Origin of the sequence: Microbacterium aoyamense (assembly GCF_023155855.1) — a bacterium.
GTDB lineage: Bacteria > Actinomycetota > Actinomycetes > Actinomycetales > Microbacteriaceae > Microbacterium > Microbacterium aoyamense.
In genome coordinates, this window is sequence record NZ_JAKNUT010000007.1 from 178,644 (window position 1) to 199,423 (window position 20,780).

At 69.2% G+C, this 20,780-nt stretch carries 25 protein-coding genes and 1 tRNA gene; 14 read left to right on the forward strand and 12 right to left on the reverse strand.

The genetic code is table 11. From position 1 onward, the window contains the following. Positions 1–44: 44 nt before the first annotated feature. Complete coding sequence (locus tag MA876_RS17005; RefSeq protein ID WP_248152347.1) at positions 45–524, forward strand: DNA alkylation repair protein; 480 nt, start codon at positions 45–47, stop codon at positions 522–524. On the opposite strand, the gene MA876_RS17010 is transcribed toward MA876_RS17005, so the two are convergent. Then, positions 513–1,073, reverse strand: coding sequence for a VOC family protein (locus MA876_RS17010; protein WP_248152350.1), 561 nt, complete (start codon positions 1,071–1,073; stop codon positions 513–515). The genes MA876_RS17005 and MA876_RS17010 overlap by 12 nt on opposite strands. Positions 1,074–1,162: 89 nt before the next feature. Here MA876_RS17010 and MA876_RS17015 point away from each other — a divergent pair, with 89 nt between their 5' ends. Then, entirely contained in the window at positions 1,163–1,609 is a 447-nt protein-coding gene (locus MA876_RS17015; RefSeq protein WP_248152352.1) for a GNAT family N-acetyltransferase, read from the forward strand. 34 nt (positions 1,610–1,643) lie between these two features. Here MA876_RS17015 and MA876_RS17020 read toward each other — a convergent pair. Continuing rightward, positions 1,644–1,715 (reverse strand) — tRNA-Lys (locus tag MA876_RS17020). 7 nt (positions 1,716–1,722) lie between these two features. On the opposite strand from MA876_RS17020, the gene MA876_RS17025 reads away from it, so the two are divergent. Continuing rightward, complete coding sequence (locus tag MA876_RS17025) at positions 1,723–2,205, forward strand: hypothetical protein (protein ID WP_248152354.1); 483 nt, start codon at positions 1,723–1,725, stop codon at positions 2,203–2,205. Positions 2,206–2,263: 58 nt separating this feature from the next. On the opposite strand, the gene MA876_RS17030 is transcribed toward MA876_RS17025, so the two are convergent. Beyond that, on the reverse strand, positions 2,264–2,914 hold the full coding sequence (locus tag MA876_RS17030; protein WP_248152357.1) for a fasciclin domain-containing protein: 651 nt from the start codon (positions 2,912–2,914) through the stop codon (positions 2,264–2,266). Positions 2,915–3,155: 241 nt separating this feature from the next. Here MA876_RS17030 and sigK point away from each other — a divergent pair, with 241 nt between their 5' ends. The 6 genes from sigK (at position 3,156) to MA876_RS17060 (ending at position 7,337) form a co-directional block, all read left to right on the forward strand. Further along, positions 3,156–3,746, forward strand: coding sequence for an ECF RNA polymerase sigma factor SigK (sigK, locus tag MA876_RS17035; RefSeq protein ID WP_248152360.1), 591 nt, complete (start codon positions 3,156–3,158; stop codon positions 3,744–3,746). Further along, positions 3,743–4,654, forward strand: coding sequence for an anti-sigma factor (locus tag MA876_RS17040; protein ID WP_248152361.1), 912 nt, complete (start codon positions 3,743–3,745; stop codon positions 4,652–4,654). The genes sigK and MA876_RS17040 overlap by 4 nt, the downstream gene beginning before the upstream one ends. Positions 4,655–4,736: 82 nt before the next feature. Beyond that, positions 4,737–5,105 carry a helix-turn-helix transcriptional regulator gene (locus MA876_RS17045; RefSeq protein WP_248152546.1) on the forward strand — a complete coding sequence of 123 codons (369 nt, stop codon included), beginning with the start codon at positions 4,737–4,739 and terminating at the stop codon, positions 5,103–5,105. 47 nt (positions 5,106–5,152) lie between these two features. Beyond that, complete coding sequence (locus MA876_RS17050) at positions 5,153–5,560, forward strand: VOC family protein (RefSeq protein WP_248152362.1); 408 nt, start codon at positions 5,153–5,155, stop codon at positions 5,558–5,560. 9 nt (positions 5,561–5,569) lie between these two features. Beyond that, complete coding sequence (locus tag MA876_RS17055; protein ID WP_248152364.1) at positions 5,570–6,208, forward strand: DNA-directed RNA polymerase subunit beta; 639 nt, start codon at positions 5,570–5,572, stop codon at positions 6,206–6,208. Positions 6,209–6,449: 241 nt separating this feature from the next. Then, positions 6,450–7,337 carry an aminodeoxychorismate lyase gene (locus tag MA876_RS17060; protein ID WP_248152365.1) on the forward strand — a complete coding sequence of 296 codons (888 nt, stop codon included), beginning with the start codon at positions 6,450–6,452 and terminating at the stop codon, positions 7,335–7,337. Here the strand turns inward: MA876_RS17060 and MA876_RS17065 are convergent, their stop codons facing one another. Then, on the reverse strand, positions 7,338–7,793 hold the full coding sequence (locus MA876_RS17065) for a DUF2867 domain-containing protein (protein WP_248152367.1): 456 nt from the start codon (positions 7,791–7,793) through the stop codon (positions 7,338–7,340). Positions 7,794–7,860: 67 nt separating this feature from the next. Here MA876_RS17065 and MA876_RS17070 point away from each other — a divergent pair, with 67 nt between their 5' ends. After that, a complete protein-coding gene (locus tag MA876_RS17070; protein ID WP_248152369.1) occupies positions 7,861–8,418 on the forward strand; it encodes a TetR/AcrR family transcriptional regulator in 558 nt (185 codons plus the stop codon). A gap of 55 nt (positions 8,419–8,473) precedes the next feature. Here MA876_RS17070 and pstB read toward each other — a convergent pair whose 3' ends face one another. The 7 genes from pstB to MA876_RS17105 form a co-directional block, all read right to left on the reverse strand. Continuing rightward, positions 8,474–9,253 (reverse strand): phosphate ABC transporter ATP-binding protein PstB, encoded by a 780-nt coding sequence (pstB, locus tag MA876_RS17075; RefSeq protein ID WP_248152384.1) that lies wholly within the window; start codon positions 9,251–9,253, stop codon positions 8,474–8,476. A gap of 55 nt (positions 9,254–9,308) precedes the next feature. Continuing rightward, positions 9,309–10,409 (reverse strand): phosphate ABC transporter permease PstA, encoded by a 1,101-nt coding sequence (pstA, locus tag MA876_RS17080; RefSeq protein WP_248152385.1) that lies wholly within the window; start codon positions 10,407–10,409, stop codon positions 9,309–9,311. A 1-nt stretch (position 10,410) separates the two neighbouring features. Further along, on the reverse strand, positions 10,411–11,361 hold the full coding sequence (pstC, locus tag MA876_RS17085; protein ID WP_248152387.1) for a phosphate ABC transporter permease subunit PstC: 951 nt from the start codon (positions 11,359–11,361) through the stop codon (positions 10,411–10,413). Between the two features lie 78 nt (positions 11,362–11,439). Next, a complete protein-coding gene (pstS, locus tag MA876_RS17090) occupies positions 11,440–12,552 on the reverse strand; it encodes a phosphate ABC transporter substrate-binding protein PstS (RefSeq protein ID WP_248152389.1) in 1,113 nt (370 codons plus the stop codon). 170 nt (positions 12,553–12,722) lie between these two features. Then, complete coding sequence (locus tag MA876_RS17095; RefSeq protein WP_248152391.1) at positions 12,723–13,664, reverse strand: NUDIX hydrolase; 942 nt, start codon at positions 13,662–13,664, stop codon at positions 12,723–12,725. 28 nt (positions 13,665–13,692) lie between these two features. Further along, positions 13,693–15,858 carry an RNA degradosome polyphosphate kinase gene (locus MA876_RS17100; RefSeq protein WP_248152398.1) on the reverse strand — a complete coding sequence of 722 codons (2,166 nt, stop codon included), beginning with the start codon at positions 15,856–15,858 and terminating at the stop codon, positions 13,693–13,695. Positions 15,859–15,896: 38 nt separating this feature from the next. Continuing rightward, a complete protein-coding gene (locus tag MA876_RS17105) occupies positions 15,897–16,595 on the reverse strand; it encodes a winged helix-turn-helix domain-containing protein (RefSeq protein WP_248152400.1) in 699 nt (232 codons plus the stop codon). A gap of 100 nt (positions 16,596–16,695) precedes the next feature. On the opposite strand from MA876_RS17105, the gene MA876_RS17110 reads away from it, so the two are divergent. The 4 genes from MA876_RS17110 to MA876_RS17125 all read left to right on the forward strand — a co-directional run bounded on the left by MA876_RS17110 (position 16,696) and on the right by MA876_RS17125 (position 19,941). After that, entirely contained in the window at positions 16,696–16,986 is a 291-nt protein-coding gene (locus MA876_RS17110) for a hypothetical protein (RefSeq protein ID WP_248152404.1), read from the forward strand. A gap of 155 nt (positions 16,987–17,141) precedes the next feature. Then, positions 17,142–17,747: a heme-binding beta-barrel domain-containing protein gene (locus tag MA876_RS17115; RefSeq protein ID WP_248152406.1), complete on the forward strand. Its 606-nt coding sequence runs from the start codon at positions 17,142–17,144 to the stop codon at positions 17,745–17,747. Then, positions 17,747–18,841: a CAF17-like 4Fe-4S cluster assembly/insertion protein YgfZ gene (gene ygfZ / locus MA876_RS17120; protein WP_248152410.1), complete on the forward strand. Its 1,095-nt coding sequence runs from the start codon at positions 17,747–17,749 to the stop codon at positions 18,839–18,841. Before MA876_RS17115 ends, ygfZ begins: the two co-directional genes overlap by 1 nt. Continuing rightward, positions 18,841–19,941: an FUSC family protein gene (locus tag MA876_RS17125; protein ID WP_248152412.1), complete on the forward strand. Its 1,101-nt coding sequence runs from the start codon at positions 18,841–18,843 to the stop codon at positions 19,939–19,941. The genes ygfZ and MA876_RS17125 overlap by 1 nt, the downstream gene beginning before the upstream one ends. Positions 19,942–19,945: 4 nt before the next feature. On the opposite strand, the gene MA876_RS17130 is transcribed toward MA876_RS17125, so the two are convergent. Next, a complete protein-coding gene (locus tag MA876_RS17130) occupies positions 19,946–20,773 on the reverse strand; it encodes a class I SAM-dependent methyltransferase (protein ID WP_248152414.1) in 828 nt (275 codons plus the stop codon). Positions 20,774–20,780: the final 7 nt, after the last annotated feature.

Consider the following 20,780-nt stretch of genomic DNA (forward strand, 5'->3'; position numbering starts at 1 on the left):
GTGTTCGATATCGCGAAGCGGAATTCCGGGATGCCGCTGGAGAGGTGGAGGTTCTGCTCGCTTCCGACGCGTACGAGGAGCGGATGGTCGGCGTGTCGATCCTGGACTTCAAGGCTCGGACGAAGGGGGTCGATCGCGCGGCGCTCTACGACGTGTGGATGCGCAACATCGATCGCATCGACACGTGGGACTACATCGATCGCGCCGCGCCCCGCGTCGTCGGCCTCTACCTGCTCGACAAGCCGCGCGATGTGCTGTTCGACCTCGCGCGATCGACGGACCGCTGGCACCGCCGTATGGCGATCACGGCGGCGTTCTGGATCATCCGCGCGCGCGACCTCGATGATCCCCTCGCGCTGTGCGAGATCCTCGCCGGCGATCCGGAGCACCTCGTGCAGACGAACGTCGGCGTCGCGCTGCGCGAGATCGGACGCGTCGATCCCGCGCGGCTCGAAGACTTCCTCGCGCGGCGGGGGAGCGACCTGAGCGCGCACGCCCACCGGACCGCGCGATCAGCCCTCTGAGCCGGCCCGTGGGTCCTTCAGAGCCCGCATCGCGTCGATGAGAGTCGAGTGGATGTACTCGAGCTCGGGCGAAGTGAACGACTCCCACGAGGCATCCTCCTGCTCGGCGTCCGGCTCTGCACCCCACTCGCCCGCGGCGTCGTCCGCCGGCGTGTGCGAGTAGACCCACCAGAGGTTGCCGAACGGGTCGGCGAACCGCGAGAAGACGTCGCCCCAGAAGTCGGTCGGCTCGGTGACGATGCGCGCGCCGAGCCCGACCGCCCGCTCGAGCGTCGCGGGAACGTCGTCGACGTACACCCGCGTGAATGCGGGCGTGTACGGCCAGTCGGTCTGACGATCGGCGATCGTGATCATGGAGTCGCCGATGAGCAGTTCGGAGTGCAGGATCAGCCCGTCGGCCTCGAGCGTGCGCGCCTCGGGCACATCGATCGCGCCGAAGACGCCGACCACGAAGGCGATGAGGCCCGCGGCGTCGTCGGTCATGATGAACGGGTTGACGGTGTTCGATCCGGCGGGGGCCGCGGGGACGGAAGTCGGCTGGTCGGTCATGGGGTTCCTCTCTGACACGATCATCGTCTCGCGCATACAGGACAGAAATTGTCCGCAATGGATCGACGAGGCGCGGGTAATCTCGGGGCGTGACCAGCATCCGTCCTCTCATCACCGCCGACCGCGACGACTGGCTGCCCCTGTGGCTCGCCTACCTCGAGTTCTACGAGTCCTCGCTCTCGCCTGAGCAGACCGCCTTGACGTTCGAGCGGATCACGGATCCCGATCATCCCATTCACGGCGCGATCGCCCGGGATGACGCGGGCAGAGCGGTCGGCATCGTGCACTGGTTCGCGCATCCCGCGACGTGGAGCGTCGGCCCCTACGTCTACCTCGAAGACCTCTTCGTCGCACCCGACGTCCGCGGCGGGGGAGTCGGTCGCGCGCTCATCGGGACGGTGACCGACTGGGCGCGATCTGCCGCGGCATCCAAGGTCTACTGGCTCACGCAATCGCACAACACGACCGCACGCACCCTCTACGACAGGGTCGCGACCGACACGGGCTTCGTGCACTACGAGATCGAACTCGACTGAGCGGGTGTCGGATGCCGGGCGTAGAACGGACGCGTGCCCCCGGAGAATTACGATATCTCGACCCACCGGTTAAAAGCCGGTTGCTCTGCCTCTGAGCTACGGGGGCGTCAGGAATGGTGCCGATGAAGACCTGCGGCACGTGTCGGCAGTCTAAGCCTTTCACGGACTTCAACCGAAAAGCGTCACGCCCTGACGGCCTGCAGGAAGTGTGCCGTGAGTGCAACCGCGAAGCGTCTCGGCGGTACTACGAACGCAACCGCGAGGAGCACGTCAGAACGATCGTGGCACGCACGGCCGAGCAGCGTCGTGCATCCAAGGATTTCCTCGCCGCGTACCTGCGTGAGCACCCTTGCGTCGACTGCGGCAACGCCGACATACGGGTGCTCGACTTCGATCATCGCCCGGGGACCGAGAAGCGGCTCGACGTCATGCGCATGGTCAAGGACGGCTACTCCCTCGCGAAGGTCGAGGCGGAGATCGCGAAATGCGATGTGCGTTGCCGCAACTGCCACGCGATCGCCACGCTCACTCGCGCGGGCGACAACTGGCGTTCTCGCGCTCACGCCGGGCACGGCGAGAGGCCCGTGGTGTCTTAAGATCACCACGGGCCTCTTGCCGCCGACCGAGCCCCCCGGAAGGGTCGGCAGGGCCGTCTTACATCGGGGGCATCAGCACCGTGTCGATGAGGTAGACGGTCGCATTGGCGGTCTGCACGCCACCGCAGATCACAGCGGAGGAGCCGTTGACCATCAGGTCGTCGCCCGAACCGGTGACCTCGAGGTCGGCGCCCTGGACGGTCGTGTGCGTGCCGGCGATGTCGCCGGGCTCGATCTGGCCGGGGACGACGTGGTACGTCAGGATCGACGACAGTGTGGCCGAGTCGGTCTTGAGCGCCTCGATCGTCGCGGGGTCGATCTTGGCGAAGGCCTCATCGACCGGTGCGAAGACCGTGAACTCGCTGCCGTTGAGCGTGTCGACGAGGTCGACCTCGGGGTTGAGCTGCCCGCTGACCGCGGCGACGAGCGTCGTGAGGAGCGGGTTGTTGGATGCCGCCGTGGCGACGGGGTCGAGGGCCATGCCCGCGACGGAGCCGGCGCCGTCCGGAACGGCTTCGGCGTAGGCGGCGCAGCCGGGACCGACGAGGTTCGCCGCCGGATCCATCGTCTCGGGCGCCATCGTCTCCTCGGCCATCGGCGCGGACTCGGACGGGGCAGCGGTTCCGCCCATCGAACAGGCCGAAAGTGCCAGCGCCGCTCCGAATGCGAGAGCGAGGCCCGCCGAGATCTTCTTCCTCTTGCTGAGCATGAGTCTTCCTCCGTGTGGTTGAAACCCCGAGGGGATTCGCTGTGTGAAGCACCGGGAAGCGGCGCACAACAGGGGTTCGCCACGGGGGCGGGAACGGATTGGAGACTCGTCGGGAGCGATGGCGCTCGCGCGCGGGTTCACGCGCGCGAAAAAGGGCAGACAGCATACCCGCACCGCTCGGATGACGCGAGGGTTCGCGGCGGAACACGGGGATCCGAGGGGAGTAGGGCATGCTTGTGCCATGGTCATCGACGGACTCGAGGTGCCCGATGACGGCACCGAGCCCGCAGATCGCGCGGGCGATCTTCTCCAGCGCGTCGCCGAGGGCGATCAAGGAGCATTCGCTCGCCTCTACGACCTGCTCTCCGCGCGCGTCTTCGGACTCATCCTCCGTGTGCTCGTCGATCGCTCGCAGAGCGAAGAGGTGCTGCAGGAGGTCTTCCTCGAGATCTGGCAATCCGCCGCGCGCTTCACTCCGAACAGAGGTCAGGGGAGATCGTGGGTTTTCACGATCGCTCACCGCCGCGCGGTCGATCGGGTCCGGTCGTCGCAGGCGAGCAGCGATCGCGACGTCCGCGTGGGCTTCCGAGACCTCGACGTCGCCCATGACGGCGTCGCGGAGCAGGTGGAACTCAAGATCGAGGGGGAGAAGGTCCAGACGGCCCTTTCCGCCCTGCCCGAGGTGCAGCGCGAAGCGCTGACCCTCGCCTACTTCGGCGGCTACTCTCAGAGCGAGATCGCGGCCCTGGTGGGGGCGCCGCTGGGCACGGTGAAGACAAGGATGCGGGACGGATTGTCCCGCCTGCGAATCGAGATGGGGGTGACGACATGAACTTCGAAGAGTTCGCCGATCTTTCGGCGGGGTATGCGCTGGGTGCGTTGTCGCCCGAGGACCGCGACGCTTTCGAGCGCGCGTTGTCCGAGCATCCGGAGTGGGCCGATGTCGTCAAGGCGGATGCCGCGACCGTCACACTGCTCGCGGAGTCCGTCACGCCGGTCGCCCCGCCGCTCACCCTGCGCGGAACGCTTCTGTCGCAGATCGCCTCCACGCCGCAGGACGCCCCCGAGGAAGCCTCCACGCCCGCGGCTGCGGACGCGCCGATCGTGCCGCCGCTTCCTCCGCTCCCGCAGAACGTCGTGCTCGTCGAGACACAGCCGATCGAGACGGTGGATGACGTCATCCCGGCCGCACCGACGCCGGACGCGCCGATCACAGACGAGACGCGGAGCGTCGAGCCGGCACCGAACACGGCCATGATGCAGGCCGTCTCGCGGCGCAACTGGACCCGCGGACTCCTCGGGCTCGCGGCATCCCTCATCCTTCTTGTCGTCATCGGCTTCGGTGCCGCATCGCTCGGACAGTGGCTGAACCGGCCGCCCGCGGTCGTCGCGCTCGCCGAGATCGAGTCCGCACCCGACGCCCTGAGCGCGACCGCCGAGGTGGCCGGCGGCGGCACGGCGACCGCTCACTGGTCGGAGTCGCTGGGCAAGGCGGTTCTGGTCACAGACGGTCTCGCGTCCATCCCCACGGGCGAGACGTTCGAGATGTGGTTCGTGCGTGAGGACGGCACACCCGTGTCGGCGGGCACGTTCGATGCCTCCGGACCCACCTCGACCACGACGCTGCTCGATGAGCCGATGCAGGCCGGCGACACGATCGCCATCACGGTCGAGCAGGCCGGCGGGTCGCCCAGCGGTACGCCGACGACGGAGCCGATCGTCGCGATCCCGACGGCCTGATCCGCCGAGTACCGTTGGGGACGTGGCATCCGGTCCCCAGTCCCCGCAGACCCTCGTGCACCTGCGGCGTGCGCGCGACCTGATGGACCGTGACTACGCCGAGCCCCTCGACGTGCCCACGATGGCAGCGAAGGCGCTCATGTCGCCCGCGCACTTCTCGCGCGAGTTCAAGACCGCGTACGGCGAGACCCCGTACGCATACCTCATGACGCGGCGGATCGAGCGCGCGATGGCGCTGCTGCGCGCCGGATCCAGCGTGACGGATGCCTGCACCGCCGTCGGTGCGACGTCGCTCGGGTCGTTCAGCTCGACCTTCACTGAGATCGTGGGCGAGACGCCCAGCGCGTATCGCGCACGCGATCACGACGCCGCCGAGGCGATGCCGTTGTGCATCGCGAAGATCCTCACGCGCCCGACGCGCTATGTGCTGACCCCGCGCCCTGCGGACTGAGCAGGATCGAAGAAGCGCGGATGTCGCGCCCCTCGTACCGTGGAGGCATGTCGAACATCAGCCTCGCCTTCTGCCCCATCACGGTCGACGACGTCGACGCAGCCATTCCGTTCTACCGCGACGGCCTCGGCCTCGAGATCGTCAACGACGTCGCCTACGACGGCCACCGCTGGGTGAGCTTCGGACTGCCCGGTCAGGCGGGCGCCGCGCTCGTCATCTCGGACCCCGGGGCGGGACGCTCGCCCGAAGACGGCGATGCGCTCACGCGCCTCGTGGTGAAGGGAGTCGGCCCCGGACCCTACGTCTTCACGACCGACGACCTCGACGCGACGTTCGAGCGCCTGCGCGCAGCGGGCGCCGAAGTGCTGCAGGAGCCGATCGTGCAGGATTGGGGACCGCGCGATGCCGCGTTCCGAGACCCCGCCGGAAACCACGTGCGCATCAACCAGGCGTAGCCTGGATCGGTGAGCGACGCGCAAAGGGACTACCACAAGCCCGTCCGCCGACCGGCCGAGGTCTTCGACCGCTACTACGCGGGAGACGACCCCGCCGAGGTCTCGCGCATCGCGCATTCGACCGCGCAAGCGCTCCTCGCTCGTGCGCGACACGACGCGTCCGGCGCCGTGGTCGACCGGCTCGTCACCTTCACCGATGTGCACGGAATGGATGACATCGCCGAACTCTGGTCGCGGTCACCGGCCGTGTCGCTGCCGGGTGCGCTGTGGCGGCTCTATCTGCTTCAGCGCATGATCCACGACGATCCGGCGACGGCCGCCCTGCTGTACGAGAGCGGTCGTGTGCGCCTCGATTCGGTCGACCCGGTTGTCGCCGGAGCGCCCGCTCCCGCGGGCCCCGACGAGCTCGTCTCGCTCATCGACACGATCCTGCGGGGCGTCTTCGAGGGCGACTTCGCGATCGCGCTCGAACGGGCCGCCGCGTTCTGCCGGGTCGAGGCATCCGGTGCCACGCACCTCGCCGACGACTACGAGCCCACCGAACCCGATCGCGCCTCGGCGCTTACGACGCGCGCGTTGCGGCTGTCGTCCTACGCGCGCGACCTCACGGCCTGTGCGGGCCTCTGGCGCCGGGATGGGCTCACGTGAGCGCCCTGCGGGAATGCTCGCACCCTCCGCTCCGTTACACTGATTCAGCCGGGCCGCAGTAACCCCGGGCTCCATCTTCTGCCGCTACGAGCGGCTCCGCGCCGAGAGGCGTTCTGCGGCCCGGCACTTTCTTCGCCGGGACGCGGAGCGACTCTCCCGGCGCAGCCGGTGACGGCACAGAGGCGTTCTGCGGCCCGGCACTTCTGTGCCCGGGGCATTCCCGAACACATAGGCTCGTGTCATGACCTGGCGATTCGCGCTCGTGATCCAGCCGGCAGGCGTCGACGACGACCGCCGCGACTTCTCGGCCACCTTCCGCACGATCGACCCGGCCGAGCCCGCGCTCAGCGTGGGCGAACTGAGCACGCAGCGCGGGGACGGCATCTTCGAGTCGATCGGCGTCGTCGACGGCCACCCGCAGGAGGTCGCCGCGCACCTCGATCGACTGGCCCACTCGGCGGAGATCTGCGACCTGCCCGCGCCCAACCTCGAGCAATGGCGGCAGGCCGTCGCACGCGCCGCAGAGCACGGCGAGCGGCGCGGCGAGGGCGTCATCAAGCTCATCCTGAGTCGCGGTGTCGAGCACGGACCCGCGCCGACGGCGTGGGTGACGGCATCCGCCGCCGCCGACTTCACCGTGCCGCGCACGCAGGGCATCCGCGTCGTGACCCTCGATCGCGGCTACGCGAGCGACGTGCCCGACCGCGCACCGTGGCTGCTCCTGGGCGCCAAGACGCTCTCGTACGCCGTGAACATGGCCGCGATCCGCGAGGCGAAGGCTCGAGGAGCGGATGACGCGATCTTCGTGACCTCGGACGGCTACGTGCTCGAGGCGCCGACGGCATCCCTCATCCTCAAGTTCGGCGATCGCTTCACGACTCCCGCGCCGACCGGCGGCATCCTGCGCGGAACGACGCAGCAGAGTCTCTTCGATCACTTGCGCGAGGAGGGGTACGAGACGGCGGAGGAGCTCATCCCGGTCGACCTCCTCGCCCGCGCCGACGCCGCCTGGCTCGTCTCGAGCGTGCGCCTCGCCGCGCCCGTGACCGCGATCGACGACACGCGGATCGAGCTCGACAGCGGGCTCACGCAGGCGTTCAACCGCTATCTCCTCACTCCTCGGGACTAGTCACCGCGTCACGCCGGACAGGTCGCGCCGTGACCTGTCGATCATCCGCCGCACGAGGATCGGCAGCACGGACCGCACGGGCCACGACCACGCTCGTCCTCCCTTGATGCGGCCGGCCGTCACGACGCGCACGAGCGCGCGGTCCTCGTCGACGCCGACGCCGACCCGCAGATCGAGGCGGCGCCCGTCGAGCGAGATGAGCGCTTCGTCGCCCTCGACGCGGCCGAGGCGGAAGCGGTCGCAGCGGGCCGAGCGTCCCGCCGCGCGCAGCGCGATCCCGTGCAGGTAGAGCAGCCCGGCGATCCAGCGGGGGAGCGCGTCGCGCGAGAGGAGCGCGCGAGCCCATGCGGCGGGGTCGGCCGTCGCATGCGCGGGGAGCACCCCGATCGCGACGTGCGTGAAGTCGGGATCCGTGATCTCGGCCAGGGCGAGCGACCAGAACGCCGGCTGTCGCATCCGTGCCTCCTCTTTGCATACGCACCCGTATGGTGGCGCGGAAGAGACTATACGGTAGCGTACGGACATGGCAAGGCTGTCGCGTGAGGACTGGGTGGATGCCGCGTACCGGCACTTCGCGGACAACGGACTCGACGCCGTGCGTGTCGAACCGGTCGCCCGCGAGATCGGTGCGACCAAGGGCTCGTTCTACTGGCACTTCGCCGACCGCGCCGAACTCGTCGATGCTGTTCTCGATCGCTGGGAGGACAGCGAGACGAGCGCCGTCATCGGGATCGTCGACGAGAGCGATGATCCTCGCGAACGACTCGAGCGGCTCGTTCGGATCGTGACCACGCGCACCCCCGACCGCGGGGGAGAAGCCACCCTCTTCACCGCTGCAGAGCGCAACGGCGTGGTGGACGCCGTCGCGCGCGTGACGGAGCGACGTGTCGCGTTCGTCGCGAGCGTCCTCGCTCAACTCGGTTTCGACGCGGCAGAGTCGCGTCGCCGAGCGACGACTCTCGTCGCTGCCGTCGTCGGCTATCAGCAGCTCATCGCGACCGGCTGGAGCCCCGGACAGGACACGCCGGAGATGCTTGCGGCATCCCTCCTCGAAATGGCGATCGGACCGCACCGGGAGTGATCCGACGACGAAGGCCCCGCCGGAGCAGGGGCCATCGTCGAGGAAGCAGGTGTTCTTACCCGAATCGTCCCGAGACGTAGTCCTCGGTCGCCTGAACGCTCGGCGTCGTGAAGATCGTCTTTGTGTCGTCGTACTCGATGAGCTTGCCGGGCTTGCCGGTGCCGGCGATGTTGAAGAACGCCGTCTTGTCGCTCACGCGCGAGGCCTGCTGCATGTTGTGCGTCACGATGACGACCGTGTAGTCGCTCTTGAGCTCGCCGATCAGCTCCTCGATCGCATAGGTCGAGATCGGGTCGAGGGCCGAGCACGGCTCGTCCATCAGGATGACCTCGGGCGAGACGGCGATCGCGCGGGCGATGCAGAGGCGCTGCTGCTGACCGCCCGAGAGTCCCGAACCGGGCTTGTCGAGGCGGTCCTTCACCTCGTTCCACAGGTTCGCGCCCTGCAGCGACTTCTCGACGAGGGCATCGGCGTCGCCCTTCGAGATGCGCTTGTTGTTGAGCTTCACGCCCGCGAGCACGTTCTCCTTGATGGACATCGTCGGGAACGGGTTCGGGCGCTGGAACACCATGCCGACCTGGCGGCGGACGAGCACGGGGTCGACGGCGGCACCGTACAGGTCGTCGCCGTCGAGCAGCACACTGCCCTCGACGCGTGCGCCGGGGATGACCTCGTGCATGCGGTTGAGCGTGCGCAGGAAGGTGGACTTGCCGCAGCCGGACGGGCCGATGAAGGCGGTGACGCTGCGCGGCTCGATGCTCAGCGAGACGCCCTCGACGGCCAGGAAGTCGCCGTAGTAGACGTTCAGGTCGTTGACTTCGATGCTCTTGGACACGATTCCTCTGGTTCTTCTTCGGGTGAAAGCTTCGTATGAATGCCGGTCGCTGCGATCAGCGGCCGAGCTTGGGCGCGAACACCTTGGCGATGAGCCGCGCGATGAGGTTGAGCAGCATGACGATGACGATGAGCGTCAGGGCGGCCGCCCACGCGCGGTCGACGTAGGCCCACGCGGGGATTCCCTGGTTCATGTACTGCGTGTACGCGAACACGGGGAGGGTCATCATGCGTCCCTCGAACAGGTTGTAGTTCATCGACGTCGTGACGCCCGCCGTCAACAGCAGGGGAGCGGTCTCGCCGATGACGCGCGAGATCGAGAGCATGACACCCGTCGTGATGCCGGCGATGGATGTCGGCAGCACGACCTTCGCGATCGTGAGCCACTTCGGCACGCCGAGCGCATACGACGCTTCGCGCAATTCGTTCGGCACGAGGCGGAGCATCTCCTCGGTCGAGCGCACGACGACCGGGATCATCAGCACGGCCAGGGCGACCGAGCCCATGATGCCCATGCGGATGCCGGGTCCGAAGAACACGACGAACAGGGCGTAGGCGAAGAGGCCCGCGACGATGGAGGGGATGCCCGTCATGACGTCGACGAGGAACGTGATGCCGCGCGCCAGGCGGTTGTCGCGGCCGTACTCGACGAGGTAGATCGCGGTGAAGATGCCGATCGGGATCGAGATGACGGCGGCCGCGAGGGTGATGAGAAGCGTGCCGACGATCGCGTGCAGCGCGCCGCCGCCCTCGCCGACGACGTTGCGCATCGAGCTCGTGAAGAACTCGGCCGAGATGCCGGCGATGCCGTTCACGATGACCGTGTAGGCGACCGAGATGAGCGGCACCATCGCGATGAGGAAGGCGGTCGCGACGACGCCCGTCACGAGACGGTCGACGCCCTTGCGGCGGCCCTCGACCATGCTCGAGATGATCGTGATGAGCACGAGGTAGGCGAGCGCCGTGACGACGAGCCAGCCGGCGACGTTGAACTCGCTGCCGCCTGCGACGGCGGTGAGCGCGAAGAGGATGCCGGAGACGACCAGGGCGAGGCCGAGGACGCCCCACGTGCCCCACTTCGGCAGGTGACCGCTGGTCAGGCGGGCCGACGGTCGGGAGAGGGACGACGGGGTCTGCGAAGGAGCTGTCGTGGTCATGTCAGTTGGCTCCCGAGAATTCCTTGCGGCGGTTGACGATCCAGCGGGCGCCGGCGTTGACCGCGAAGGTGACGATGAAGAGGATGAGACCCGTCGCGATCAGGACGTTGATGTTGAGGCCGTAGGCCTCGGGGAAGCTCAGCGCGATGTTCGCAGGGATCGTTCCAGGGTTCTCGGACGTGAACAGCTGGAAGGTGATGCGGCCCGAGATCGAGAGCACCATCGCGACGGCCATCGTCTCGCCCAGAGCGCGGCCCAGGCCGAGCATGGACGCCGAGACGATGCCGCTGCGGGCGAAGGGGAAGACGGCCATGCGCACCATCTCCCAGCGCGTGGCGCCGAGGGCGAGCGCGGCCTCTTCGTGGAGGACCGGCGTCTGCAGGAAGATCTCGCGGCAGATGGCGGTGATGATCGGCACGACCATGACGGCGAGCACGATCGCCGCGGTGAAGATCGTGCGGCCCGTGCTCGAGACGGTTCCGCCGAAGAGGGGGAACCAGCCCATGTAGGTGTTGAGCCACGCGTAGACGGGCTGCACCGCGGGCGCGAGGACGAGGATGCCCCACAGGCCGAAGACGACGGAGGGAACGGCGGCCAGCAGGTCGACGACGTAGCCGAGGCCCTGCGCGAGGCGCCGCGGCGCGTAGTGCGAGATGAAGAGCGCGACGGCGATCGCGAGCGGCACCGCCATGACGAGGGCGAGGATGGATGCCCAGATGGTGCCGAAGGCGAGCGGGCCGACGTAGGCCCAGAAGTTGTCGGCGCTGCTGAGGATCGATGCGGTCTCTCCGGTGGCCGAGAGGCCGGGGATCGATTGGACGATCAGGAAGATCGCGACGGCGGCGAGCGTCACGAGGATCATCGAGCCGGCAGCGAGCGCCGTGCCCGAGAACCAGCGGTCGCCGGCCCGCGTCTTGACCTTCGGGGCGGTCGGGGCGGTTGTCGTCGTCATGGCTTCCGTTTCGCGGGTGCGGGTGCTTTCAGGAGGATGCCCGGTCCGGCGGACTCCGCCGGACCGGGCATCAGAGGATTACTCCGTGACGATCAGGTCGATCGCGGCGTCGACCTGCTCGCGGAGCGAGTCGGAGATCGGCGCGTTGCCGGCCGCGGCTGCCGCGGCATCCTGGCCCTCAGCGCTCGCGAGGTAGGAGAGGAAGCCCTTGACGACCGGGGCGACGGCCGGGTCGGCGTACTCCTTGCACGCGATCATGTAGCTGACGAGGACGATCGGGTAGACGCCCGCGGCCTCGGAGGTGCGGTGCAGCTCGATGGCGAGGTCGCCGTCCTCGCGGCCCTCGGCGAACGGCGACTCGTCGACGATCGCGGCAGCGGCCTCGGGCGAGTACGAGACGAACTCGTCGCCGACCTGGACGGCGGCCGTCGAGAGACCCTCTTCGGCAGCGCGCGACGCGTCGGCGTAGCCGATCGTGCCGTTGCCACCCGAGACCGAGGTCACGACGCCGGAGGTGCCGTTGGCGGCCTCACCGCTCGAGAGCGGCCAGACACCGTCGGGCTCCGAGGTCCACACGTCGGGCGCTGCCTGGAAGAGGTAGTCGGTGAAGTTCTCGGTCGTGCCCGAGTCGTCCTGACGGTGGACCGGCGTGACGGCGAGGTCGGGGAGCGTGACGCCCTCGTTGAGAGCGGCGATCGCCGGGTCGTTCCAGTTGGTGATCGTGCCGGCGAAGAGGCCGGCGATCGTGGCGGCGTCGAGGTTGAGCTCGTCCACGCCCTCGATGTTGAAGATCACCGCGATCGGCGAGATGTAGGTCGGGAGCTCGATGATGCCCGAGCCGTCGACGCACGCGTCCCACGGGCCCTCGGTGATCTCGTCTGTCGTGAACGCGCGGTCCGAGCCCGCGAACGCGAAGGCGCCCGCCTGGAACGACTCGCGGCCCGCGCCGGAGCCGGCGGGGTCGTAGGTGATCGTCACGTCGGGGTTGGCGGTCTGGAAGCCGGCGGTCCAGGCCTGGACCGCGACCTCCTGCGACGACGCGCCGCCACCGGCGATCTCGCCGGAGAGGTCCGAGACGGGGGCGTCGGTTTCGCCGCCGCCGGTGCCGCCCTCGTTCGAGGCGCAACCGGCGAGAGTGAGGGCCGCGATAGCGGCGACAGCGCCCACCTGGGCGATGCGGGAGATCTTCACTGTGTGAATCCTTCACGTGTCAGGGAACGAGGCACGGGTGAGCCTCGTGAGATGAGCCCGGTGCGGGGCACGCTCTGAAACGTAGGCGCGGACTCTTAAGAGAGTGCGCTCGGATGGTGAACGGGAGATGAACGGCTCAGGGTCGATTCGCGCGCATGGAACGCGCGGATCTACACCTTGGGCGCGTGCGTCTCGATCGCGACGATGCCCGAACCGGGGTTGTCGACCGAGAGATGCACGACCGAGAAGGCCGCGGGCTCCAATGCGGATGCACTGCCGAGGTACGAGCCGCGCAGCGTGCCGGTGGCGAGAGCGATCTCGCTCAGGATGTCGGGAAGCACCGGCCCGTGACTGCAGACCACGGCGGGTTTGCGTGATCGCACGCGCTGGCCCACGAGGGTGCGCGCGTCGGACTTCCCCTCTTCCCAGGTGTCCTGGCTGATGAGGTCGGTCTTGTCGATCTTGCGGCCGAGGGCGAGCGCGAGCGGCTTGACCGTCTTGACGCACCGGACAGCGGGGCTCGAGATGATCTTCCGAGCACCGAAGGCCAGGAGAGGGCCCACGATCGCGTCGGCCTGCCGGCGGCCCCGGGGCGCGAGCGGGCGGGCCGCGTCATCCTTGCCGTCCCATTCCTCGCGGGGGAGCGCCTTCGCATGCCGCAGCGCGATGAGCGGGAAGGTGCGCAGGATGCCGTCGCCGACGAGTCGCGAGAAGTTCTCGATGATCTCGACGTCGACGGGGTAGCTCATCCGCTTGGCGGCCTTCGGAAGCGCGACCCACTCGATCGCTGCGATCTCCTTGTTGGGCACGAACGCCGACGCGCGGATCGCGGGCTCTGTCGCCTCGGCCGCCCAGTAGTGCACGATCTTCGTGCGCTTGCTGGGCAGACGGTACCGCGAGACGCCGACCGGCACGCCGAGCGCGACACGGATGCCGGTCTCTTCGAAGATCTCTCGCGCCGCCGTCTCGGCGAGCATCTCGCCGGGATCGACCTTGCCCTTGGGCAGCGTGACGTCGCGGTACCGCGTCCGGTGGATCAGCAGCACCATGATCTTGTCGTCGACGAGTCGCCAGACCACGCCCCCCGCCGCGTAGACGGCGGTCTCGGTCATCGCACCACTCTCGTCGTCAGAGCCCCGTTCATCGCACGGCCCTCGCCCGACGGCGTCGCTGGACGCTGCTCATCGTGCGATCCTGCAGATCCGCGAGATGCTTGCCGTCCTCGCCGAGGTTGTGCCGCGTCCACACGCCGTCGGGGCCGAGGTGCCACGAGCTGGTCGAGTCGCTCATCGCGAAGTCGAAGAGGGCCGTGAGCTCCTTCAGGTGCGTCGGCGCGACGACGCGCACGAGAGCCTCCACGCGGCGGTCGAGGTTTCGGTGCATCATGTCGGCGCTGCCGATGTAGATCTGCGGGTCGCCGTCGTTCTCGAACGAGAAGATGCGCGAGTGCTCGAGATAGCGGCCCAGGATGCTGCGCACCGTGATGTTCTCGCTCAGCCCCTCGACGCCCGGCTTGAGCGAGCAGATGCCCCGCACCCACACCTCGACCTTCACACCGGCCTGGCTCGCGCGGTACAGGGCGTCGATGATCTGCTCGTCGACCATGGAGTTGACCTTGATCCGCACGGCCGCGGGCTTGCCCGCGAGGGCGTTGCGGCGCTCCTTGTCGATGAGGCGCAGCAGTCCTTTGCGCAGGTGAAGGGGTGCGACGAGGAGGCGCTTGAACTTCTTCTCGATCGCGTAGCCCGACAGCTCGTTGAACAGGCGCGTGAGGTCGCGACCGACCTGTTCGTCGGTCGTGAAGAGACCGAAGTCCTCGTAGATGCGGCTCGTCTTCGGGTTGTAGTTGCCCGTGCCGATGTGGCAATAGCTGCGCAGCTTGCCGTCCTCTTCTCGGATGACCAGCGCGAGCTTGCAGTGCGTCTTGAGCCCCACGAGGCCGTAGACGACGTGCACGCCCGCCTTCTCGAGCTTGCGCGCCCACACGATGTTGGCGGCTTCGTCGAAGCGGGCCTTCACCTCGACGAGAGCCAGAACCTGCTTGCCCGCCTCGGCCGCGTCGATGAGCGCCTGCACGATCGGGCTGTCGCCCGACGTGCGGTACAGCGTCTGCTTGATGGCGAGCACGTGCGGGTCACGGGCCGCCTGCTCGAGGAAGGCCTGCACGCTCGTCGCGAAGGACTCGTACGGATGGTGCACCAGCACATCGGCCTTGCGGATCGCGGCGAAGAGGTCGGCGCGCCCGTTCTGCTCGGCGGGCTGGAAGGCGACCGCGGTCGTCGGCACATGCGGCGGGAAGCGCAGCTCGGGCCGGTCGAGCTTGCCCAGATCGAACAGGGCGCGCAGGTCGAGCAGACCCGGCAGACGGTAGACCTCCTGCTCCGTGATGTCGAGCTCATCGATCAGCAGATCGAGGGTGAGGTCGTCCATGTCGTCGGTGACCTCGAGCCGGATCGGCGGACCGAACCGGCGCCGCAGCAGCTCGGCCTCGAGCGCCTGGATGAGGTTCTCGGTCTCGTCCTCCTCGATCACGACGTCTTCGTTGCGCGTGAGGCGGAAGGTGTGGTGATCGAGGATCTCCATGCCCGGGAAGAGGTCTTCGAGGTGATGGGCGATCAGCTCCTCGAGCGGGAGGTAGCGCACCTTGTCGCCCGCGCGCGAGACCTCGACGAACCGGGGGAGCATCGGCGGCACCTTGAGACGCGCGAACTCCTGGCGACCCGTGCGGGCGTTGCGGATGCGGATCGCGAGGTTGAGCGAGAGGCCCGAGATGTAGGGGAACGGATGCGCCGGGTCGACCGCGAGCGGCATGAGCACCGGGAACACCTGCGCCTGGAAGTAGTCGTAGAGCCGGTCGCGCTCCTCTTCGTCGAGTGCATCGTGGCCGACGATCTCGATGCCCGAATCGGCGAGCCCCGGCTGGACGAGCGACGTCCAGGCATCCGCATGCCGCAGCTGCAGCGCGTGCGCGTCGCCCGAGATGTCGGCGAGGACGTCGGCGGGCGCCCGGCCGACATTGGTCGGTACTGCGAGCCCCGTGATGATGCGGCGCTTGAGGCCGGCGACGCGGACCATGAAGAACTCGTCGAGATTGCTCGCGAAGATCGCGAGGAAGTTCGCGCGCTCGAGCAGCGGCAGTGCAGGGTCCTCGGCCAGCTCGAGCACGCGCTGGTTGAACGCGAGCCAGCTCAGCTCGCGGTCGAGATAGCGACCGTCTGGCAGCTGCGCGTCGAAATCCTCCGACTGGTCGAAGTCGTCATCATCCGCATCGCCGAGGCCGGCGTCGAGCACGTCGTGTCCGATCATCCCCTCATCATTGCAGGGACACGTGACGTGCAGGTGAACTACGCGTCCGTCCGCTGGCGAGGCGCCGGCAGCTGGTCGTCCTCGTAGACGTTGAAGCGGTAGCCGACGTTGCGGACCGTGCCGATCAGCTGCTCGAGGTCGCCGAGCTTCGCGCGCAAGCGCCGCACGTGGACGTCGACCGTGCGCGTGCCGCCGAAGTAGTCGTAGCCCCAGACTTCGCTGAGCAGCTGCTCACGGGTGAAGACCCGCGACGGATGCGTCGCGAAGAAGTGCAGCAGCTGGAACTCCTTGTACGTGAGGTCGAGCGGCTTGCCGTGGACCTTGGCGGAGTACGACGACTCGTCGATGGAGATTCCGGACGTCTGGATGCGGGTCGACACCTGCTCGGCGGACTGCCGCCCGATCGCGAGGCGGATGCGGGCGTCCACCTCGGCGGGTCCGGCTGTCACGAGGATGACGTCGTCGACGCCCCAATCCGTCGACACCGCCGTCAGTCCGCCCTCCGTCACGACCAGGACGAGGGGAGCATCGAGGCCGGTCGTGTTGAGGATCTTGCACAGGGACTTCGCGCCCACGAGATCGACGCGCGCGTCGACGAAGATCACGTCGGCGCTCGGCGCGTTCACGAGCGACGCCGGCTCGGCCGGGATCTGGCGGACGCGGTGACTCAGCAGCTCGAGCGAGGGCAGGACGGGACCGCCCCCCTGCGTGGAGCTCAGAACCAGAAGCTGTGCCAAGACGTCGTCCTCACCGGCGCACGGTCCTGCGCCGTGCACCCCAGTGTAGGCCGTGGCGGCGGGTGTACCGGTCGGCGGCCGTATGCGGGAGAATGGGCGCGTGGCCACTCCCGAACTCGCTCCCCGCCGCACGATCGGCGGTCTCGTGATCGTCTGGGTCGCAGCGCTGGTCATCGGCACCGTGGTCGGGATCTTCGTACCGTCCGAGGGGCGCGCCGCGTGGCTCACGGTCGGAATGGGGCTCTGCGTGATCCTCTCGTTCGGCGTCCAGCTGTGGTCGGGCAGATCGCAGGGCTTCACCCGCCGGGTCGCCGCGAGCGCCCTCGGCGCCCTCTTCGTGCTGGGGATCATCAGCCTCGGCTTCGGTCTGGCGTCCCTCACCCCCGCCTGAGCCGGGTCGCGGGCCCGCTAAAGTGGAGCGCATGGATCTCGTCGCGCTCGAACTCTTCTTCGTGGGTCTGCTGGCGCTCGCCTCGCTCGCGATCGTCTTCGTGTCGGTGGTCGTGCTGAAGAACCTCTACCGCGGCCAGCGCTGAGGCACCCGTCGTGTTCGACCTGCCGACCGACCTCCCCGCCGATCTCGCGCCGCTCTCGTGGCTCGTCGGCGTGTGGGAGGGAACGGGCGTCATCGACTACGAAGCCGGCGGCCACCGCTATCAGGGCGAGTTCACGCATCGCGTGAGCTTCAGTCACGACGGCGGGCCGTACCTCAACTACTCGGCGAACGCGTGGCTGCACGGCGAGCAGGACGAGGAGCGGACGGCCCTCGTCGCCGAGATCGGCTACTGGCGCCTCTCGCGTGAGTACTCCGCATCCGACGCCGGTCCAGGTCTGCTCCCCGCGAGCGCAGCGACCGTCGTGCGCACGGCCGACGACATCGAAGCCCTGCGCAATGCCGACGGCGGCTTCGACATCGAGGTCTCGCTCGTCCACTCCGACGGAGTGAGCGAGCTCTACCTCGGCCAGATCAAGGGGCCGCGCATCGACATCGCGACCGATGCCGTCGTGCGTCCGGCAGGCGCCAAGGAATATGCCGCGGCATCCCGCATGTACGGTCTCGTCGACGGGCATCTGCTCTGGGCGTGGGACATCGCCGCCCTCGGCTCCGAACTCGGCGCGCACGCGTCGGCGCGGCTCGCCCGGGCGGAGTGATGACCACGGCGTTCGCGAACGTGCCCGGCGCCGTCGTCGACGACGGCGTGCTGCGACACCTCGGCAACCCTCTCGGCGAACAGCGGCTGCTCGCGACCGGCCGCGCCGTCGCGCCGTTGGGCGATCGAGCGGTCATCGCTGTGCCGGGCGAGGACCGCCTGTCGTGGCTCGACTCGCTCACCTCCCAGGCGCTCGCGCGGCTGGCGCCGGGGGAGAGCACCGAACTCCTCGTGCTCGATCCGCAGGGCCGTGTCGAGCACGTCGCGGGAGTGCTCGACGACGGCGAGACGACGTGGCTCCTGGTCGATCGCGAAGACGCCGAGGGACTCCTCGCGTGGCTGCGGCGCATGAGGTTCCGCCTGCGGGTGGATCCTCGCGACGCCTCCGACGAGGTCGCGGTCGTCGGCGGGACGACCGATGCCGTCGCCGCGCTCGGCTCGGAGCTGGTCTGGACGGACCCGTGGCCGTCCGTCGCGCCGGGCGGCTGGGGTTACGCGGCCGTCGATCCTCATCCCGGAGCGGATCGCGATTGGGCCGAGGCGCTCCTCACGCGGAACGCCTTCGAAGAGCTGGCCGCACGCGCAGTCGCAGGCGACATCGCCCTCGCGGGAGCAGACGCGGCGGACGCCCTGCGCATCGCAGCGTGGCGCCCTCGGCGCAGCGACGTCGACGAGCGCACCCTCCCGCACGAACTCGATTGGCTGCGCACCGCCGTGCACTTGAGCAAGGGATGCTACCGGGGCCAGGAGACGGTTGCGAAGGTGCACAACCTCGGCCATCCGCCACGGCGCCTCGTCGCGCTGCAGCTCGACGGCTCGGGCAGCGTGCTCCCCGAGCGCGGCGCGATCGTGCGCTCGGGCGACGACGAGGTGGGCGAGGTGCGGTCTGCGGCGCTCCACTTCGAAGAGGGGCCGATCGCGCTCGCGATCGTGCGTCGTCAGGCGCCGGTGGATGCCGAGCTCACGGTCGACACCGCCGACGGACTGATCGCGGCGGCGCAGGAGGTCGTCGTGCCGCCCGATGCCGGCGCGACCGCCGGCGTCCCGCGTCTGCCCCGACTGGGCCGACGCAAGGCTGCGACGCCGCCGGTCTGATGACCGACACCCCATCGACGACGGCGATCCCGACCGGGTGGCGTCGCCGCGTCGACCCGCGGCCCGCGCTCCTGCGCGTGCGCGACTCCGGCATCGCGATCGTGCAGATCGTCGTCGCGGCCACGGGGGCGTACGCCTTCGCGGCCTACGTCCTCGGCCATCCTGCGCCGCTCCTCGCCGCAACCGTGACGGTGTCGAGCCTCGGCCTCGTGCGCGACGCCCGGCCGCGGCGCGTGCTCGAGACCGTCGTCGGGATGCTCGTCGGCATCCTCGTCGCCGAGGTCCTGCTCCTCGTCGCGGGACCGGGGTGGTGGCAGCTCGCGCTCGCGCTGGGGCTCACGCTCGCGGTCGCGCGGTTCCTGTCGGCGCAGGCGAGCTTCGCGATCGCCGCCGGCATCCAGGCTCTCATCGTCATGATCATCCCGGCCGGCGCCCCCTTCGTCCGTCTCGTGGACGGCGTCATCGGCGGTATCGCCGCCCTCCTGGTCACCGCGCTGATCCCGCGGAATCCGCATCGGGCGGCGCTGCGGGACGCCCGAGCGGTCTTCGCAGCCCTCGATTCCGCCGCGGCGGCGCTCGTGCAGGCGCTCCGGCGCGGTGATCGGCTGCGGGCCGAGCGGGGGCTCGAGAAGGCTCGGGCGATCCAGCCGCTCATCGACGACTGGCGGTCGTCGGTCGAATCCGGAACCGCCGTCGCCCGGATCTCGCCGTTCCTGCGCCGACGTCGCTTCGAGCTTGCGCGTCAGGAGCGCGTGCGCGCATCGGTCGAGCTCGCCTACCGCAACCTCCGCGTCGTCGCACGCCGGGTGGTGTACCTCTGCGACGACGGCCGAGCGCGTCCCGTCTCGGCCGATCTGCTCGCGGAGATCTTCCGCGCAGCGCATGCCCTCGCCGACTCGCTCGATGATCTGACGCTGGAGCCGCAGGCCCGCGCGACCTTGATGGCCGTGGCGGAGCATCTCGACCCCGAGAAGCTCCTGCCCGGCGCGCCGCTCGGCGATCTCAACCTGATCGGCGCGATGCGGCCGCTCGTGGTGGATCTGCTCGTCGCGACCGGGATGACGGCGGGGGATGCCCGGGCCGCCGTCCCTCGCATCTGAGCGCTCAACCGACCGGCGCGACCGCATCCCAGGGGACGGTGACCTCGCCGAGCCGCCACCGCGCGCGCTCGCGCAGCGGCCAGCCCTCGGCATCCATCGCCCGCAGCGCCGTCTGCCACCGGTGCACGGGGCCGAAGGGCGCGACCGCCGACGCGCGCTCCCATTCGACATCCAGAGCACTGAGGAAGCCGTGGATGCGCTCGCCGGGCACATTCCGGTGGATGAGCGCCTTCGGCAGGCGCTCGGCCGCGATCGACGGGTGCTCGAGGGCGGCGAGTCGCAGCGAGAGGGTGAGCGTCTGCGGTGCACCCGACGCATCGATCGCGACCCACGTGCACACGCGTCCGATCTCGTCGCACGTGCCCTCGACCAAGAAGCCCTCGGGCGCGAGCCGCGCGGCCATCGATGCCCATGCGGCGGATACGTCGCCTTCGTCGTACTGCCGCAGGACGTTGAAGGCGCGAATGACGGCGGGCCGCCGTCCTTCGGGCAGGGGCACCTCGAATCCCCCGATCGCGAACGACACCGCGGCATCGGGTGCGAACGAGGTGCTGCCCGCACGCACTTCCGCGAGCTGCGCGTTCGCCCGTGCGACACGCGCCGGATCGATCTCGAGCCCGAGCACCTCGACGTCGGCGCGCGCGCGTGCGAGCCGCGCCTGCAGCTCGAAGGCCGTCACGCCGCTCGCACCGTAACCGAGGTCGACGACGAGCGGATCCGCGGTGCGCCGGAGGGTGGGATGGCGTGCGATCCATCGATCGACGCGGCGCAGGCGGTTCGTGCCGGTCGTGCCGCGGGTGGCCTGCCCGACGGGGCCGCGGCGGGGCGTCATCCCCTCA

What these genes read in the sequence shown, in the direction of transcription:
- MA876_RS17010 (WP_248152350.1), bottom strand. Translation starts at nt 1,073, where the DNA reads ATGACCGACCAGCCGACTTCCGTCCCCGCGGCCCCCGCCGGATCGAAC.
- MA876_RS17025 (WP_248152354.1), top strand. Translation starts at nt 1,723, where the DNA reads ATGGTGCCGATGAAGACCTGCGGCACGTGTCGGCAGTCTAAGCCTTTC.
- MA876_RS17030 (WP_248152357.1), bottom strand. Translation starts at nt 2,914, where the DNA reads ATGCTCAGCAAGAGGAAGAAGATCTCGGCGGGCCTCGCTCTCGCATTC.
- sigK (WP_248152360.1), top strand. Translation starts at nt 3,156, where the DNA reads ATGGTCATCGACGGACTCGAGGTGCCCGATGACGGCACCGAGCCCGCA.
- MA876_RS17040 (WP_248152361.1), top strand. Translation starts at nt 3,743, where the DNA reads ATGAACTTCGAAGAGTTCGCCGATCTTTCGGCGGGGTATGCGCTGGGT.
- MA876_RS17045 (WP_248152546.1), top strand. Translation starts at nt 4,737, where the DNA reads ATGGACCGTGACTACGCCGAGCCCCTCGACGTGCCCACGATGGCAGCG.
- MA876_RS17050 (WP_248152362.1), top strand. Translation starts at nt 5,153, where the DNA reads ATGTCGAACATCAGCCTCGCCTTCTGCCCCATCACGGTCGACGACGTC.
- MA876_RS17060 (WP_248152365.1), top strand. Translation starts at nt 6,450, where the DNA reads ATGACCTGGCGATTCGCGCTCGTGATCCAGCCGGCAGGCGTCGACGAC.
- MA876_RS17065 (WP_248152367.1), bottom strand. Translation starts at nt 7,793, where the DNA reads ATGCGACAGCCGGCGTTCTGGTCGCTCGCCCTGGCCGAGATCACGGAT.
- MA876_RS17070 (WP_248152369.1), top strand. Translation starts at nt 7,861, where the DNA reads ATGGCAAGGCTGTCGCGTGAGGACTGGGTGGATGCCGCGTACCGGCAC.
- pstA (WP_248152385.1), bottom strand. Translation starts at nt 10,409, where the DNA reads ATGACCACGACAGCTCCTTCGCAGACCCCGTCGTCCCTCTCCCGACCG.
- pstC (WP_248152387.1), bottom strand. Translation starts at nt 11,361, where the DNA reads ATGACGACGACAACCGCCCCGACCGCCCCGAAGGTCAAGACGCGGGCC.
- MA876_RS17095 (WP_248152391.1), bottom strand. Translation starts at nt 13,664, where the DNA reads ATGACCGAGACCGCCGTCTACGCGGCGGGGGGCGTGGTCTGGCGACTC.
- MA876_RS17100 (WP_248152398.1), bottom strand. Translation starts at nt 15,858, where the DNA reads ATGATCGGACACGACGTGCTCGACGCCGGCCTCGGCGATGCGGATGAT.
- ygfZ (WP_248152410.1), top strand. Translation starts at nt 17,747, where the DNA reads ATGACCACGGCGTTCGCGAACGTGCCCGGCGCCGTCGTCGACGACGGC.
- MA876_RS17125 (WP_248152412.1), top strand. Translation starts at nt 18,841, where the DNA reads ATGACCGACACCCCATCGACGACGGCGATCCCGACCGGGTGGCGTCGC.
- MA876_RS17130 (WP_248152414.1), bottom strand. Translation starts at nt 20,773, where the DNA reads ATGACGCCCCGCCGCGGCCCCGTCGGGCAGGCCACCCGCGGCACGACC.